Consider the following 16,942-nt stretch of genomic DNA (forward strand, 5'->3'; position numbering starts at 1 on the left):
TCTGTATTCCTTCTTTCCGTTTTAATGATGGATGCGGACTGCATCCCAGCAGCATTCTTCGATTCCTTTAAGCAGCTCCGGTGTTTCTTCAAGCTGGCCGGCACGGATCAGCCTGTGAAGCTCCAGGAAAGCCCCGAACAAAATCGCAATCAAGCCTTCAGAGGGAAGATTCCGGATAAACTTTTCCTTTTTTCCATTCTCAAAAAAATCATAAATACCCGAAAGTGACTTCGTAAATTGGGCATGGCTGTCCTCCGTTAAAAAATGGGCATGGAAATGATTCCGGATGTAGCATAGAGCATGCTCATGGTTGTTTGTAAAGGAAACCATTCCATAGAAAAAATTTCTAAACCGGCCGCGCGGACCATCCTTTTTTTCTGGAGTCTTTTCATGCACAGACTGTTCAAATTGCTCCAGACATTGCTGAAAAAGGACATTTCCAAGCATCTCTTTGTTTTCGAAATAACGGTAGATCGTACCTGAACCTACACCTGCTTTTTCTGCGATGGCAGGAACTGAGGCTGCATCAAATCCCCGCTCTGCAAACAGCGCGAGCGCTGCCTGCAGGATTTGCTTCTTTTTGCCTGTAGCAGCAAACGCCACCCGAATTCCTCCTCGTGCGGAATGAACGTTCATTCCGTTTGTGGTAAAGTCTACTCTTCTCTATATCTTTTATAAATAGAACAGAAGACTGAATTTTCATTGAGGAAAAAAACCCCGTATCCAGCAAATTTCCGGATTTCCGCCTAAAAAAACCCACAAAAAAATCCGGACAGAATCCGGATTTTTCACTTCTTATTAAAGGCATTTCCAGCCAGCTTTTCAATGAGCCCCGGCGCAAGCTGATAAACAGTGCTTCCGGCATTCATCCAGCGGGGCAGGTTGATCTCCCTTTTGTAATGCACGATGGACTGGACAACTTTTTCAGCAACAAATTCCGGGGTAAGCATCCACCGCTCCACATTTTTCGTATACTCCCCGCTCTCGTCCGCTGTATCAAAAAAATCGGTCCGGATCGGGCCTGGGTTGACCGTCGTTACCTGAATCCCGGTCCCCTTGCATTCCATGCGGAGGCTGTTTGAAAAACCCAGCACCGCATGTTTCGTGGCCGAATACAGGCTCGATTTTGGTGTTGCGATTTTCCCAGCCTGGGAGGCAATATTGATCACATGGCCGCTCCCCTGTGCTCTCATCGCCGGCAGCACCGCTTTCGTGCAGCCGATCAAACCGAAAACGTTCACTTTAAACATTTTTTCCATTTCCTTAAGTGCAGAATCCTCGACCGTCTTAAAAACTCCGAATCCAGCATTATTGATCAGAACATCGATCCGTCCTGTTTTTGCGAGCAGCTCCCGGAAGACCGGTTCGATTGCCCCTGTGTCTGACACATCCAGCACCGAATAAAGCGCTTCTGTCCCATACGTGTCCCTTAGTTCTGCTGCCAGCGTTTTCAGCTTTTCCTCCCGCCTCGCAAGCAGCACGACTGAGGCGCCGGCTGCGGCTGTCTTTCTGGCCATCGCTTCGCCGATGCCTCCTGAAGCCCCCGTAATATACACCACTTTATTTTTCAGTTTCATAAGCCACCATCCTAAGCAGAATACATGCGGTTTTCAATAGACCCGTCTGATGTTATTTTACCCAGGTTCTCCAGATAATCCAATTGTGCGATCGTCTCAGACATGGTGAGCATCAATTCTTTATGGAAAACGGTCGGAAAAAGCTCTGAACACACCTGGAAGGCCGTCATATCCTTGCGCTCCAGCATCTTCCGCACCTCTTCAGCCCTGTCCGCCTGCCTCTTCTGTCTGTAGCGGATGAGTTCATGAGGCGAATCGATCATTTCTCCATGGCCGGCAAAAATGCGCGAGAGCGGCAGATTGTGCAGTTTTTCAAAAGTCTGATTGAACTGAAGCTGCGGCTTGGGCCGCTCTGTTCCGGACATCGGCGGCTCCAGGAGAGGGTTGGCAGAGATTTTTTTCAGCAGGACATCGCCCCCAAACAATGACCCTTCTACTTCGTTGTACAACGCAATGTGAGATTGGGCATGGCCCGGGGTATAAAGGACCCGGTAGCCCTCCATTCCCGGAACCGCATCCCCTTCTGTCAGCGTCTGATCGAGTGAGGCTGTACAGGAGTAAACCAGGTTCCGCTCCAGGTTTTTAATGTATTTCAAGAACACCGGATCCACTCCTGTCTCCAGCAAAAGCTTCTGAAAAAACTGTTTCTGTTCTTCAATAAACAGCGGATCGCGTGAAATCCACCGTTCATTATAAGGATGGCCGATCACCCGGGCTCCCTGCAGCTCATCGAGCAGCCCGACGTGGTCCGGATGATGATGGGTGATGATGACCTGTTCAATCTCTTCCAGCTCATAGCCTGTTTCTTTAAGCTGATGTTTCAATGCAGCCAAAGCTTCTTCGGTTTTCGGCCCTGCATCGATTAACGTCAATGACTCTCCTTTATACAAATATACATTTATATCCCCGACCGGAAACGGAGTAGGGATCTGCAGCTGCTGAATGGATGGGTTCATCTTATCGCCTCATTTACTATTTTTCTATAAGTTTGATTGTACTTGACTGCTGATTGCAGCTTGGAGGTATTCTCTTGATTCTTGTGCGGGCAGTGAGCCAGCTTCCCGCTGCACTGCTTTGTTCCGCACCTCTTTAACACCTTTCTACTGCGATCAGCAGGTGTAAAAGATTCGCACGGTGCTTTTACAGAGCATTTCTAAGAAAAATTGTATATGTATAGACCTAGTTTACCTCTCAAGTTTCCGTTTGTCATTATATTCAAATAATTCAGTAAAAGTTTTTTTCTTTGCCTATTGACTTACGCTTGTCCACGCTTGCATAATGGAGTACAAATAATACAAGATATCGGAACCCGGCGATGACCAGGACCAGTACATCCGCTAATGGCAAAAGAGAGCACAGTTCACCGGCTGAAAGACTGTGCAGCCCTCTTGCGGATCGAACCTACCCTGCCAGCCAGTTAGGAAAACCTAAACGCGGCCCGCGTTACAGGCGAGTTGAGCTGGGTGCAGACTGTTTGCGCCAACAAAGGTGGTACCGCGGAAAACCCTTCCGTCCTTACGAATGTAGAGGATGGAAGGGTTTTTTATTTTGAAAAGGAGGAGAAAGGAATGAAAATCGGGGTCATTGGTGCAGGTTCGATGGCAGAAGCGCTGATTTCAGGTTTGATAAACGGGAATGTTGTCCGTCCAGAGCAGATCGCGGTATGCAACAGGAGCGACCGCAGCAAACTGATGTATTTGCAGGAGCACTATCATGTGACAGTCACAGAAGACAAAAAAGAACTGGCAGACCGGTCCGAAATCCTGATTCTAGCCATGAAGCCGAAGGATGTGGAGGAAGCCGTCCTCACACTCCGCCCATATGTAAAAAAACAGCTGATCCTTTCCGTCCTCGCCGGTGTGACGATTGAAACGATCCAGCACCTGCTCGGGAAAAAAGCGCCGGTCATCCGGGCGATGCCCAACACATCAGCCGCAATCCGCATGTCCGCGACCGCCATTTCAGCTAGCGGTGAGGCCACGATGCACCAGGTAAAAATGGCAAAGCATCTGTTTGAGACAATCGGAATGGTGGCCGTGGTGGAAGAGGACCAGCTTGATGCGGTAACCGCCCTGTCCGGAAGCGGACCTGCCTATGTGTATTACTTTATCGAAGCGATGGAAGAAGCTGCCGCTGAAGTCGGCCTTGATCAGGAAATAGCCAAAAGCCTGATTCTGCAGACCCTCGCCGGAGCATCTGAAATGCTGATGCAATCGGAGAAACAAGCCGGACAGCTGCGGAAAGACGTGACAAGCCCCGGCGGTACGACAGAAGCAGGTCTTGAAAAGCTGAAGGATTTCCAGTTCAGCGAAGCCATCATCGCCTGTGTAAAGCGGGCAGCCGAACGATCCAGGGAAATGCAGTCTGGCGGACAGGCGGCTATGGAAAAAGTCCGCAAAGCATAAAAGGCAGGCCGCGGCCTGCCTTTCTCAATGATTTACGTCTAATAAAACTTTTCCGGTACTCATCCGGCTTTCCACCAGATCATGTGCCTCTGCAGCCTGTTCTAAAGGATACCTGCCGCCTATCTCAATGTTCAGCAGACCTTTTTCATACAAAGAAAACACATGCTCCGCGGTTTTCTCCAGCAGATGCGGCCGTTTTTTCCTGGTCGTACCAAAACTGAAGCCAAGAACAGCACGGCAGCTGGAATGCAGATCGGCTGTCTGGAAGCTTCCCGCTTCCCCTCCGGCATTGCCAAAGTGAACGAGCCGGCCGTAAGGAGCGAGACAGGTTAAGCTCTGCTCGGCCACCGCACCGGAAATGGAATCAAGGATCACGTCCGCTCCCTCTCCTTCCGTTGCATCCAGCACAGCAGGAGGAAAATCTTCGCTTTCAAGGCAGATCACGTAATCTGCTCCTGCCCGGTAAGCAGCCGGAATTTTATCCACCTTTCCGACTGTCCCGATCACCTGCCCTGCACCCATTGCTTTTGCAAGCTGGATGGCTGTCGTCCCAATGCCGCCGGCTGCCGCATGAATCAATACAGATTCCCCGGGCTGCACCCGCCCGACATCAGCAAGAAGCTGATACGCGGTAAAAGAAACAACCGGAAATGCAGCAGCCGCACTCCAATCCATATTGTCAGGGATGGCAAAAACGAGCCGCTCATCCGCTACAGCAAATTGTGCATACGAACCCTTAGAAGGAAACGCAACCACCCGCTGGCCCGGAAAAAACTTCGTCACACCCTCGCCGGACCCGATGACCGTTCCGGCCAGGTCCAGTCCGGGAACATACGGCACCTTCCCGCCCTTTTTACCGTATCTCCCTTTAATATCAGCAAAATTCACACTCGTTTTCTCCACCTGAATCAGCACTTCCCCAGGCCCCGGATCCGGTGTCTCCCAATCTATGTACTTCATCTTGTCTGAACCGCCAAACTCCTCCACAACAATCGCCTTCACTAAACAGCACCCCCTCCCTCCATTTTATTTCCTTTTTCTGCAGTTGAATAGAGGAAGTTGCTATTTTTTGGGGATAAAAGCAAAAGGGGAATCGCCAAGGCAATTCCCCTTTTTTGTCCGATGCATCCCTTTTTCTGTCCGTTCTCTCTGTTAATTTGGCCGTCAAATTCTCAATTTTGTCCGTTCCACCCTTTTATTTGGCCGATCCGATTTATCTGGCCGTTGCACCGCTTTTTCTGTCCGTTCTCTCTGTTAACCTGGCCGTCTCGCATTACATTTTGTCCGTCCCGCCCTTTTATTTGGCCGATCCGATTAATCTGGCCATTGCACCGCTTTTTCTGGCCGTTCTCTCTCTTAATTTGGCCGAAACGCGCTGCATTTTGTCCGTTCCGACCTTTTATTTGGCCGTTCCGGTTAATCTGGCCGTTGCACCGCTTTTTCTGGCCGTTCTCTCTCTTAATCTGGCCGTCTCGCGCTCATTTTTGTCCGTTCCACCCTTTTATTTGGCCGATCCGATTCATCTGGCCGTTGCACCGCTATTTCTGGCCGTTCTCTCTGTTAACCTGGCCGTCTCGCGCTACATTTTGTCCGTCCCACCCTTTTATTTGGCCGATCCGAATTATCTGGCCGTTGCACCGCTTATTCCGTCCCGACTCCGTATTTAAAGAATTCTTTGACAGCGGATTCGAGCAATTCCGGGAGCTGCTCAAAGGAGTACGGCAGGAAGAGACGCTCTGTCCACTGATGAGCGTCCCGTCCCATCGGTCCGATATTGATGACCGGCATGTTGAGCTCCTTAATTTCTTTAGCGGGTAGTGAATAGCCCCTGTTGTAGACCGGCATGCTTTCCGTCAGTTTTGCGAGCGATTCTTTTGAATCGTTGAGCTGCAGGAAGCTGAGATCGGACAGTCCTTGAAAGTAAACTTGTCTTTTTAAACTGATTCCGTGCTTGTCCATGGCCAGGCCGGATACGTGATTTGCGATATGGCGGATCAGCGGATCTTCATTTGATGAAACAGCCGGGTAAAAGGGCGGTCCGTAAAACAGGACAATCATCGGAGCCTGTTCTTTGCATAGGCCTGCAAGCTCTGCTGCGATGCGGATGGAATGCTGCCTTCCATCTGTATCCCCTGCAGCCTCCGTTTCGAGATTGGCAATTCTTCGTTCTACTTCCTGTTCTCCTGCTTTTTCCACAGCCAGTTTGAACAGCTCTTCAAAACTCAGTACATTAATGGAAAAAGGCTCGGGAATATAGGGAACTTTTTCCGAAAAAGATTCAGCCCGTTTTATGTAATGATTTTCCGCCTCCTTGGCAGCGGCTTTTGCCGAGTTAAGGAGCAGTTGATGCAGGCTGCTGATCGGGCGCTGCATCGTCAATACGTTAAAGAGCGATACTGAGATATGAGGAATCTGTACAGAGTACTCTTCCTTCAAGTCTTTTTGATACAGACTGGTTGGCGGAGGGGTCACTTCGCCTTCTGCGATTTCACAGAATTCTCCGTTCAGCTCTAGCTGTTCATTCAGTTTGGAAACCATTAAATTGGCGTTGAGTCCGGAGAAAGGCTCGCCGACATGCGTTTCTTTTCCGTAGCAAAGAAACCCTGCAAGAACCTTTCCTATGGACCCCGTATATAAGTAGTAATCCGGATCGTTCGGATACTTTGTAAACATCGGTTCGCAATTTATACACGCCGTGTACTCAAGCCCGTAGCTCTTTTTCAGATCACTGAGGACATGAACAGCGCCAAGCATCCCTTCCGAATTTGCTTCTTCGTCCGGAACGGCAAGCAGCAGGAGGTTTCCGTCAAACGTTTCCTCCATCGCTTTGGAAAGAAGGCCGATTTGTACAGCGAGCCCCGCTTTCATGTCCATCGTTCCCCTGCCGAACAGCCAGTCGCCGCTTTCCAGGTCCTGCTTAGCCTGATCCGGCAGCCATTCTTTCTTCTCCTGCAGCAGATCCGTCAGCTCATGGGGACGGAAGGCAAGATGCCTGAGCTCTCCATAATCTCTGACATCCACCGTGTCAAAATGGCTCAGGAGGACAAGGGTTTTATTTGAATTCCCTTTAACAAAAGCAGTTAAAAAGCGTCTCCCATCACTGATCGGATGAAGAGACAGATACTCAGGATGTTCTTTAAAATAATCTGTCTGGTTCAGTACATACTGTATATATTCGGGAAATGCCGCTTCTCCTGGCGAGCCTGTGATGCTCTCAAATTCCACAAGCTTTGAAAGCAGATCTGTCAGCTCTTTTTTTGTCTGCCAATTTGTATTCAATGATTCCCACCGTCCTTCTGACTCCATTGTATAGAATCGTCAGAAAGTTTCAATATTCCCTGTCAGAAAATCTCCAAATGCAAATGATGTGACGAAGGCAGAACCCGCTGGTATACTACTTTTGAAATTAGTTTCTGGAGGCGAAAATCTTGAATCGAAAGTTATTTGAACCGTATCGCATAAAAGATGTGGAATTAAAAAACCGGATTGTCATGTCTCCCATGTGCATGTATTCCAGCATGGATGAAGATGGAAAGCTGACACCTTTCCATTTTACGCACTATATCAGCCGGGCTGCAGGCCAGACCGGACTGATTATGCTGGAGGCATCCGCTGTAACGCCTCAGGGCCGCATCTCTCCACAGGATCTTGGCATCTGGAGTGATGAGCATACCCCTGAGCTTGCGAGACTTGTAAAAGAAATCAAAAGCTACGGTTCTGCTGCCGCTATCCAGCTCGCCCACGCCGGCCGTAAAGCTGTTCTTGAAGAAGAAATCGCTTCTTCCTCAGCTTTAGCTTTTAACGATAATTCCAAAAGACCAGTCGCGATGACGATTGAAAAAATTCAGGAAACGATTCAGGCTTTCCGGGACGGAGCACGCCGTTCAAGAGAAGCCGGTTTTGACATCATTGAGATTCACGGAGCCCATGGCTATCTCATCAATCAATTTTTGTCCCCGCTCTCCAATCACCGTGATGATGAATACGGCGGGTCTGCTGAAAACAGATACCGTTTCCTGAAAGAAGTAATCGACGCGGTAAAAACAGAATGGTCCGGCCCTCTTTTCGTAAGAGTGTCTGCTACCGACTATCATCCAGAAGGACTCACCCCGGATGACCATGTCCTTTTTGCAAAATGGATGAAGGAACAGGGTGTCGATCTGATCGATGTCAGCTCAGGCGCACTCGTCCCTGCTGATATTCCGGTCTACCCCGGCTATCAGGTTCCTTTCGCAGATAAAATCCGCCGCGAAGCCGGTATTGCCACTGGTGCAGTCGGAATGATCACGCACGGGCTTCAAGCAGAAGAAATTCTGAGAAGTGAACGTGCCGATTTGATCTTTGTCGCCCGCGAACTGCTCCGTGATCCGTACTGGCCGCGGACCGCAGCGAGCCAGCTTGGAACATCCATTGAACCGCCCGTTCAATATGAACGCGGGTGGAAATAAAACGGAAGGCTTCCCTCTGAGGGAGGCCTTTTTTTCGTTTCCTCTTTAAAAGAAGAGCACTTGACCAAGCCTTTTGATGGTTGTCCGAATAGAATATGGTGCATTTTACTTTAAGCTTCAGCAGGTTTTACCTTGAATCTGCTGCTTTTTCATTGAGGAGGGAAAAAAAGATGGCTATTTTAAGAACTGGGCCTATAGAAAATAACCCGGTTAATGGAATCCGCCCCAGTACACTAGTGACCGTAAAGATTGGCAACGAAAGTTCAACTGGTGCTTCCAGTGTTCTAATCGAGGGTTATGCTCTGAATGGAGCACGATCTTTATATGTTCAGGAGCTTCTCTTCATTCATCCAAATACTGTAGTCACAAGAACGTACTTTGCTAACGTTAATGGCTTCGAGTTTGTATTTACTGTAAATGGAGCCGGAGAAAGTCAAACAAACCTCTCTGTCTGGGGGAAAAATTCAGCGGGAGAGCTGGTTACAGCCCATCGTCTCGTATCAGGTGAGTTGGCAGGGACCTTAATTGAAGTCCTTGGCGAGACAGGAGCCACCGGGCCTGCCGGGGCTACCGGACCACCTGGTGTCGGGACAACGGGAGCAACTGGAGCTACCGGCACAACGGGACCGGTCGGATTGACCGGACCAACGGGCTCGGCCGGAACACCTGGGACTACTGGTGCTACTGGACCAACGGGAGCAACTGGTGAAGGAACAACAGGCGCAGCCGGACCTGCCGGGACCACTGGACCGACCGGAGCGACGGGGGCTGGAGCAACCGGATCTACTGGCCCAACCGGTAGTACCGGACAGATCGGGGTGACAGGTGCGACCGGAGCTCCGGGTTCTATATTTCCTCCTTCCCTTAATCGCATCTACACCGCAGACACAGGAAGTAACGATGTAACTGTGATAGATGGAAACAGCGGAAGCATTATTACTCGGATAAGAGTCGGGATAGAGCCGAGATTTATAGCTGTAAATCCCTATACGAATCGCATCTATGTAACCAATACAGGAGACAATTCAGTTGCGGTTATTGATGGAACAGCCAATACGGTTATAAACCGGATTCCAACAGGAGCGAATCCTGAGGGGATAGCAGTTAATACAACGACCAATCTCATTTACGTTGCAAATAGAGGAAGTAACAATGTTACCGTAATTGACGGATCTACAGAAACAGTCAGAACCGTAATCCCGGTCGGTGTTTTACCGGAAGGTGTAGGTGTAAATACCGTAACTAACCGGATTTACGTCGCAAATTCAGGAAGCAACAGTCTCTCCGTAATTAATGGAAATCCCAATACTGTAATCGCGACAATCCCGGTCGGAGCACAGCCAAGAGATGTTGAAGTAAACTTTTTAAACAACCAAGTTTACGTTTCTAATTATGGGGTCAGCACAATAATTAGCACTGTCACTATAATTAGCGGTTTCTCCAACACTGTCAAAACTGTTGTACCAGTGGGGTTTAATCCATTAGGGATTGGTGTGAACAGTTATACAGGCCGAGTATATGTAGCTAATGAAGGCAGCGGAACTGTATCTGTTATTCAAGACGGTTCAGACTCTGTCACTGCTACAATACCAGTCGGGCAATTTCCGACGGGAGTCGGAGTGGACCTTCTTACAAACGGGGTTTATGTCTCAAACTATGTGAGTTCCACTGTTTCAGTAATTGATGGGATCCTTAATACCGTTACAGCAACCATCCCTGTTGGAGGTAAGCCTTCTGGAATAGGCGTGTATTAAATTTTAAAAATAAGGGATGTATAGAGGATTTCAAGGCTTTTTATTTGTAATAGAGAGCCTTTTTTCATTTTTCTTCTGCTTTGCAAAGCAGATGACCAAGCCGTCTCAAACCTGTTGAATATACTATGGTGCATTTTACTCTTTCCTGCAGCAGATATGGAGTTAGAATTTGCTGCTGAAGATTGGAGGAACTTATTAAGTATGGCTATTTTAAGAACCGGGCCCATTGAAAACAGTCCGGTCAATGGCGTACGTCCGAGCACACAGGTAACTGTCAAAATTGCCAACGAAAGTGCAGCGGACGCATCAACGGTATTGGTAGAGGGATATTTTCTGAATGGAGTCAGGACCTTATACGTTCAAGAACTATTATCTCTTAGTCCGAATGAAGTCATTACGAGAACGTATTTTGCCAACCTGGACGGCTTCGAATTCGTATTCACAGTCACTGGACCGGGAGAAGCCACTACGGAGATTTCTGTTTGGGGTAAAAATGCAGCTGGACAGCTGGTCACAGCCCACCGGCTCGTAACTGATGAACTTGTCGGGAATGAAGGCAGCACTGGCGCGACCGGGTCTACCGGTGTTACTGGACCTACCGGACCGGCTGGCGCGACGGGTTCCACTGGACCGACTGGCGCTGGCGAGACTGGGGCAACTGGCCTTACCGGACCAACTGGACCGGCTGGCGCGACGGGTTCCACTGGACCGACTGGCGCTGGAGCCACTGGAGCGACCGGTATTACTGGACCTACCGGACAGGCTGGCGCTACAGGTTCCACTGGACCGACTGGCGCTGGAGCCACTGGAGCGACCGGACAGGCTGGCGCTACAGGTTCCACTGGACCGACTGGCGCTGGCGAGACAGGAGCGACCGGTATTACTGGACCGACCGGACCGGCTGGGGCTACAGGTACTACAGGACCGACTGGCGCTGGCGAGACAGGAGCGACCGGTGTTACGGGACCAGCTGGCGCTACGGGTACAACGGGTACGACCGGTGCTGGCGAAACTGGAGCGACCGGCGTTACTGGACCGACCGGACCGGCTGGGGCTACGGGGACTACTGGACCGACTGGCGCTGGCGAAACTGGAGCGACCGGAATTACTGGACCGACCGGACCAGCTGGGGCTACGGGGACTACTGGACCGACTGGCGCTGGCGAAACTGGAGCCACTGGCGTTACTGGACCGACCGGACCGGCTGGGGCTACGGGTACTACTGGACCTACGGGTGTTGGCATCACAGGACCTACGGGCGGATCCAACATCGCGGAGTACGCCTATATTTACAATACGACCAATCAGCTTGTTCAATCTGCAGAAGCAATCACCTTTAATACGAACGGCACGATCAGGGGCAGCATTGGCCACGGAATTGGTGAAGCCGCCATTTCACTGACGAATCCGGGAGATTATGAAGTCACGTTCTCTGTTTCCGGAGCAGAGGCAAATCAATTCGGCCTGTTCCTGAACGGCACCACTCAGGTGGTTGGCGGAAATTATGGTTCCGGCAGTACAGATCAGCAAAATACAGGGCAGGCTATTGTCAGCATCACAGGACCCACAGATCTGACGATCGAAAACCTGACGGGTACTCCTGTCGCTTTGCAAACCATACCGGATGTGACGGAGAACAGCATTACGGCTTCTGTATATATTGAACTTCTGAATACAAGAACGAGTACAACAGTTACGACAGCAGCTGAGCTAAACACCGCCCTGAACGATAACACATTTGATATTATCAATCTTTCTCCGGGAGTTTATGATATTTCCGGCTTCCCTGCTGCAACCCGTACGAGAGCGGTTACCCTCGTGAGTACAGCACCTGGCGCTCAAATTCAATTCAATTCGAGCCAATCCTTTGAATTTATTACTTTTGGCCAAAATGTTACCCTGATCACGAATACGATTTACAACGAATCACAGAATCAGTTTTTTGCCGATATCCCAACAGCCATAACCGGGGCAAATCCTGGTGATGTGATCATCGTTTTCCCTGGAACCTACAATCAGGTTGCCCAGTTAGTCATCAACAAATCATTGACGATCAAGGGAATCGCCAAGAATACAGCCAACATTGTATTCCCGGATTTAGGTGACGTTCCAAGTGTGGTTATCTCCGCAGATTCCGTTACACTTGATGCATTGAATATCACAGCACCGACTCCGTCAACAGGGAGCAACAATTCTCTGATCAACATTCCGTTGCAGGCTTTTCCAAACGATTTTTATTCAAATATCACCATCAGCAGCTCCTTCCTTCAGGGCGGTCGGCGAAATGCCTTTATCAATGCCGATAATCTATCACTTTTAGACAATACGATTGTTAACCCTGGTTCCACTTTATCTGGATCCCGCAACTCCATTCAATTCCAGGGAGTAAGCGGTCAGACCCTAATCGCCGGGAACACTTTTCAGGGCGGAACGTTTGCCCGCGGCACACTGACATTCGAAGGGACTCCAACCTCCAGCGGCTCTATTATTATCCGGAATAATATTGATACCGGCTTCTCCCAATTTGCTTTATTCAACACACCTTTTAATGACGCATCTATCCTGATTGATTCAAACACTGTTGTAAATCCGGTCAAAGACCTCTCCATCGATTCCAGCTCAATCATCTTCCTGCCAATTGACTTTACTGAGGTTGATTTAATCAAAATCCAAAATAACAAAATCACAAATGAATCGCCGAATAACTTCGCGGTTTATCTCGATTATAATTTCGGCGGAACAAATGTCCCGAGGTTTGAACAGATCAAGTTATTCAACAACCTGCTGAATATCGCCCTTCCATGGGGAGGTGCGGGCGACACGTCCGATCCGAACTATCCTGTCGGCTTCTCGGCGGGCGCCCCAATAGGACTCACCACTGATGTGTTCGAGCTTCTTTTAAATACCGTATTTGTCTGATGGCGCCCTTGTACCTCTTGGTACAGGGGTTTTTTTGTTTCAATAAAAAAACACCAGCAGCGCCAGTGCTTTCTTAACCGATATTATGCTTTAAAAAGCTCACTCCACGTCCTGGGACCTACAACTCCATCCGCAATCAGGCCTTTCATCTGCTGAAACGTCCGGACACTTCTCTCCGTTTTAAGGCCGAAAATTCCGTCTTCAATAAGTTTGAATTTCTGCTTATTCAGCTGCTTCTGCACTTGAAGAACAGGATTCCCTTTAGAGCCCTTTTTGATAAGTGCTCCCGGATAGGGATTGCTTACAGGTGTAACCGGAAAAGGAGGCTCGGTCATTTCGTCGTACTTCTGAAGCCCGTAGCGCTCAATGATGCCAATCAGTTTCTCCGCGTATCTCGGATCTGTTGCATAGCCTGCCCTTTGAAGGGCGTAACAGGCTTCTTTGTAGTCCTCTTGTCCGAAAATAGGTGCATACCTCGTCCCCCGCTTATAAAATTCGACGAGATCCTTGAAGGATTCATACCATGTCGGATACCTTTTAAATGCAGAAGAAACGACGACTTCTTCCCCATCCACGAATTCAATGGTTCTGATGGTAACGGATTGTCCCTTATAAGAGCCTTTTATACCGAATAAATTCAAAGCATTCTTTGCCAGGAAGCTTTCTCCCCAGCCCGTTTCAAGTATGGATTGTGCCAGCAGCATCGAAGCGGGTATGTTTTCTTCCTTTTGCACTTTGACAGCATAAGGTACAGCCAAATCAATAAAATTTTCCACAAACGGCTCTCCTTTCAAACATTTTCATAGGATACTACATCATAAGCACGTTTGCGGATTTGGTATGGATACTTGTACGTAAAAATAAAAAAGAGGCCATGCCCTTGTGCGGGCATGGCCTCTCATCAAATTATTTTGTTTCGCGGTGCAGGGTAACCCGCTTTAAACGCGGACAGTATTTCTTTAATTCAATCCGGTCTGGATTGTTTCTTTTATTCTTTTTCGTGATGTAATTTCGGTCTCCTGTTTCTGTGCAGGCCAATGTAATGTTTACTCGCATCTATAATCCTCCTTGTAAATCGTAACTGTTACGATTTTTAATTATTTTACCGTTTCATTCTTCTTCCGTCAATCCTTCTATTTCAATTCGCAGCAAATCTTCGGCAATCCGCGTGTTTTGGAAAATCCTGCACGCCTCTTCCAGAAGCCTGCCGATCTGCTCCCCCTGATATCGAGCACTGATGTGAGTCAGGACAAGTTGCTTTACATGGCTCTTTTTTGCAAGCAGCGCAGCTTCTTCAGTTGTTGAATGATAATATTCATAAGCCAGCTCCCTGTCCTCCTGCGCGAAGGTGGCTTCATGTATAAGAAGGTCCGCATTCTCAGCCAGCTCCTCAAGAGCCGGGCAGCTCCTTGTATCGCCTGCAATCGCAATGATCTTTCCTTTCTTAGGAGGCCCTATGTAATCCGAGCCTTTAATCATGGTACCGTCTTCCAGAAAGACAGTTCCTCCCTCTTTCAGCTTTTGATAGTCGGGGCCCGGTTTTACCCCTGCAGCTTTGAGCTCTGAGGCCATAAGTGTTCCAGGCTTGTCTTTTTCCACCACTCTGTATCCATAGCTCGGTAGCCCATGTTCGAGCAGCAGCGCTTCGACTCTGAACTGCTCGTCTTCAAAAACCATTCCGCCTTCCCCTTCAACCACATGGATCGGGTATCGCAGATGCGTTTTGCTGCAGGCGAGCGCAGCCTTGATAAAGTCCGCTAATCCTTTTGGGCCGTAGATTGTCAGAGGATCTCCGGCGCCCTGAAAGGAACGGCTCCCCAAAAGACCGGGAAGGCCGAAGATATGATCACCGTGAAGGTGGGTGATAAAAATCTTTTCAATTTTCCCCGGTTTAAGAGTCGTGTGAAGGATTTGATGCTGTGTACCCTCCCCGCAGTCAAACAGCCAAACCGCCCCTCTTTCACTGAGCAGCTCCAGTGCCACGGATGACACATTCCGCTGTTTGGACGGAACACCGGCCCCGGTTCCTAAAAATAATACGTTCACCTTAAAAATCCTCCTGTATGCGATTCTTTTCTATAGAATACCTGAAATGAACGAAAGATGCACCGCCGATCTCAAACATGATCCCGGCTGAACGGATTGGAAATGGATAAATGTTTTTCGATTATACGCTTATACTAAAGAATGGAAATTGGTTCAAATGTTTGCTTTACGCCTGCGGAAGCTTTAAAATTAAGAACCTGTACGGGACCTTTTTTGTTAGAGCATCTCTTACTAAGCTGAAATCAGCAGACAACCAGGGAAATGGCCCTTGATTATATGAAAAGTGAGGTCTTAATTGTGAACACTGAACATCATCCAAAAGCAGTCATTGTTATATTCGGAGCTACCGGGGATTTGGCAAAACGGAAGCTGTACCCCTCTATTTACCAGCTTCTTCAAAATAATCGGATCGGCAGGGAGTTTGCTGTAGTAGGTGTTGGCCGCAGACCATGGACGAATGAAGAATTCCGCCAAAACGTGAATACTTCAATTGAAAATGCTGTACCGGATCATGGGGATACAGAAGAATTCCTTTCTCATTTCCACTATCACCCTTTTGATGTCACCAATCCCGGTTCTTACCAGGAATTGAAAGGCTTGCTTGAAGAGCTTGACCATACATATGAAATCCCGGGCAACCGGATGTTTTACATGGCAATGGCCCCTGAATTTTTCGGGACAATCGCCATCAATCTTAAAAATGAAGGTCTAACCTCTACTGAAGGCTGGAGCAGGCTTGTGATTGAAAAACCATTCGGAACGGATCTTCCGAGTGCACAGAAACTGAATGACGAAATCCGGGCTGCTTTCTCAGAAGATCAAATCTACCGGATTGACCATTATCTCGGCAAAGCGATGGTTCAGAATATCGAAGTCATTCGTTTCGCGAATGCCATTTTCGAACCGCTTTGGAACAACCGCTATATCGCAAATATCCAGATCACTTCTAGCGAGTGGCTTGGTGTGGAAGACCGCGGACGGTATTACGAATCTTCCGGCGCACTAAAGGATATGGTTCAAAATCATATTCTTCAAATGGTTGCGCTGCTGGCTATGGAACCGCCGATTAAACTGACCGATGAGGAGATCCGCAGTGAAAAGGTAAAAGTCCTGCGTGCCTTAAGGCCTCTTAAAGAAAATGAGGTTTCTGACTATTTTGTCCGCGGACAATACGGAAAAGGCAGCATCCGGAACGAAGATGTGGCCGGCTACAGAGAAGAAAACAATGTAGACCCGCAATCCAATACCGAAACGTTCGTGGCCGGAAAACTGACAATTGATAACTTCCGCTGGGCGGGAACTCCTATTTACATCAGAACCGGGAAGCGTATGCCGGCAAAATCAACAAAGATTGTCGTGCAGTTCAAGGACATCCCGATGAACCTTTACTATAATAACGGTCAGAGCATGCATCCGAATCTGCTTGTAATCAACATTCAGCCGGATGAGGGGATCACCCTTCACCTGAATGCGAAGAAAACGAGTGAGCGTTCCTATGCAGCGCCGATCAAGCTGGATTACAACAACAATTGCATTGACGGGATCAACACACCTGAAGCATATGAAAAGCTGATTGATGATTGCCTCCGCGGCGACGCCACGAACTTTACCCATTGGGATGAAGTCGCACTCACTTGGAGCTATGTTGATACGATTGCAAAAGCTTGGTCAAGCGTCCCTGCAGCGTTCCCTAACTATCAGTCCGGCACGATGGGACCTGATGCATCAGATGAGCTTCTTGCAAAGGACGGCTTCCACTGGTGGCCTGTAACAGATACGGAATAAAGACTTAA

The 16,942-nt window shown here is 48.7% G+C and carries 14 protein-coding genes; 6 read left to right on the forward strand and 8 right to left on the reverse strand.

What is annotated here, in order from left to right; all coding sequences use genetic code 11:
* Positions 1-21 precede the first annotated feature (21 nt).
* The 3 genes from GKZ89_RS02670 to GKZ89_RS02680 all read right to left on the reverse strand — a co-directional run bounded on the left by GKZ89_RS02670 (position 22) and on the right by GKZ89_RS02680 (position 2,533).
* Positions 22-603: a TetR/AcrR family transcriptional regulator gene (locus GKZ89_RS02670; protein ID WP_338324882.1), complete on the reverse strand. Its 582-nt coding sequence runs from the start codon at positions 601-603 to the stop codon at positions 22-24.
* A gap of 185 nt (positions 604-788) precedes the next feature.
* Positions 789-1,577 carry an SDR family NAD(P)-dependent oxidoreductase gene (locus GKZ89_RS02675; RefSeq protein ID WP_155110810.1) on the reverse strand — a complete coding sequence of 263 codons (789 nt, stop codon included), beginning with the start codon at positions 1,575-1,577 and terminating at the stop codon, positions 789-791.
* A gap of 11 nt (positions 1,578-1,588) precedes the next feature.
* The gene (locus GKZ89_RS02680; RefSeq protein ID WP_155110811.1) at positions 1,589-2,533 is read right to left on the reverse strand and encodes an MBL fold metallo-hydrolase; all 945 of its coding nucleotides are present in this window, start codon (positions 2,531-2,533) and stop codon (positions 1,589-1,591) included.
* A gap of 612 nt (positions 2,534-3,145) precedes the next feature.
* Between GKZ89_RS02680 and proC the strand changes: the two genes are divergently transcribed.
* Complete coding sequence (gene proC / locus GKZ89_RS02685) at positions 3,146-3,982, forward strand: pyrroline-5-carboxylate reductase (RefSeq protein WP_155110812.1); 837 nt, start codon at positions 3,146-3,148, stop codon at positions 3,980-3,982.
* Between the two features lie 24 nt (positions 3,983-4,006).
* On the opposite strand, the gene GKZ89_RS02690 is transcribed toward proC, so the two are convergent.
* On the reverse strand, positions 4,007-4,984 hold the full coding sequence (locus GKZ89_RS02690; RefSeq protein ID WP_162356388.1) for a zinc-binding dehydrogenase: 978 nt from the start codon (positions 4,982-4,984) through the stop codon (positions 4,007-4,009).
* 113 nt (positions 4,985-5,097) lie between these two features.
* Here GKZ89_RS02690 and GKZ89_RS02695 point away from each other — a divergent pair, with 113 nt between their 5' ends.
* A complete protein-coding gene (locus tag GKZ89_RS02695; RefSeq protein WP_155110813.1) occupies positions 5,098-5,649 on the forward strand; it encodes a hypothetical protein in 552 nt (183 codons plus the stop codon).
* Here the strand turns inward: GKZ89_RS02695 and GKZ89_RS02700 are convergent.
* Positions 5,624-7,261: a M20/M25/M40 family metallo-hydrolase gene (locus tag GKZ89_RS02700; protein WP_241680100.1), complete on the reverse strand. Its 1,638-nt coding sequence runs from the start codon at positions 7,259-7,261 to the stop codon at positions 5,624-5,626. The genes GKZ89_RS02695 and GKZ89_RS02700 overlap by 26 nt on opposite strands.
* A 149-nt stretch (positions 7,262-7,410) precedes the next feature.
* Between GKZ89_RS02700 and namA the strand changes: the two genes are divergently transcribed.
* The 3 genes from namA (at position 7,411) to GKZ89_RS21055 (ending at position 13,103) form a co-directional block, all read left to right on the forward strand.
* Positions 7,411-8,430, forward strand: a complete 1,020-nt coding sequence (namA, locus tag GKZ89_RS02705; RefSeq protein WP_155110815.1) for an NADPH dehydrogenase NamA — start codon at positions 7,411-7,413, stop codon at positions 8,428-8,430.
* Between the two features lie 170 nt (positions 8,431-8,600).
* Positions 8,601-10,184, forward strand: coding sequence for a beta-propeller fold lactonase family protein (locus GKZ89_RS21375; protein WP_155110816.1), 1,584 nt, complete (start codon positions 8,601-8,603; stop codon positions 10,182-10,184).
* Between the two features lie 201 nt (positions 10,185-10,385).
* Complete coding sequence (locus GKZ89_RS21055; RefSeq protein ID WP_194201620.1) at positions 10,386-13,103, forward strand: collagen-like protein; 2,718 nt, start codon at positions 10,386-10,388, stop codon at positions 13,101-13,103.
* A gap of 83 nt (positions 13,104-13,186) precedes the next feature.
* Here GKZ89_RS21055 and GKZ89_RS02720 read toward each other — a convergent pair whose 3' ends face one another.
* From GKZ89_RS02720 to rnz, 3 genes are all read right to left on the reverse strand, one after another.
* Positions 13,187-13,879 (reverse strand): glucosaminidase domain-containing protein, encoded by a 693-nt coding sequence (locus GKZ89_RS02720; protein ID WP_155110817.1) that lies wholly within the window; start codon positions 13,877-13,879, stop codon positions 13,187-13,189.
* A 130-nt stretch (positions 13,880-14,009) separates the two neighbouring features.
* Positions 14,010-14,159, reverse strand: coding sequence for a 50S ribosomal protein L33 (rpmG, locus tag GKZ89_RS02725; protein WP_155110818.1), 150 nt, complete (start codon positions 14,157-14,159; stop codon positions 14,010-14,012).
* A gap of 54 nt (positions 14,160-14,213) precedes the next feature.
* Positions 14,214-15,149: a ribonuclease Z gene (gene rnz, locus GKZ89_RS02730; protein WP_162356391.1), complete on the reverse strand. Its 936-nt coding sequence runs from the start codon at positions 15,147-15,149 to the stop codon at positions 14,214-14,216.
* A gap of 297 nt (positions 15,150-15,446) precedes the next feature.
* Here rnz and zwf point away from each other — a divergent pair, with 297 nt between their 5' ends.
* On the forward strand, positions 15,447-16,934 hold the full coding sequence (gene zwf, locus GKZ89_RS02735; RefSeq protein WP_338324883.1) for a glucose-6-phosphate dehydrogenase: 1,488 nt from the start codon (positions 15,447-15,449) through the stop codon (positions 16,932-16,934).
* Positions 16,935-16,942 lie beyond the last annotated feature (8 nt).

This window comes from Metabacillus mangrovi (assembly GCF_009711125.1).
In the GTDB taxonomy this organism is placed as follows: Bacteria; Bacillota; Bacilli; order Bacillales; family Bacillaceae; genus Metabacillus_B; species Metabacillus_B mangrovi.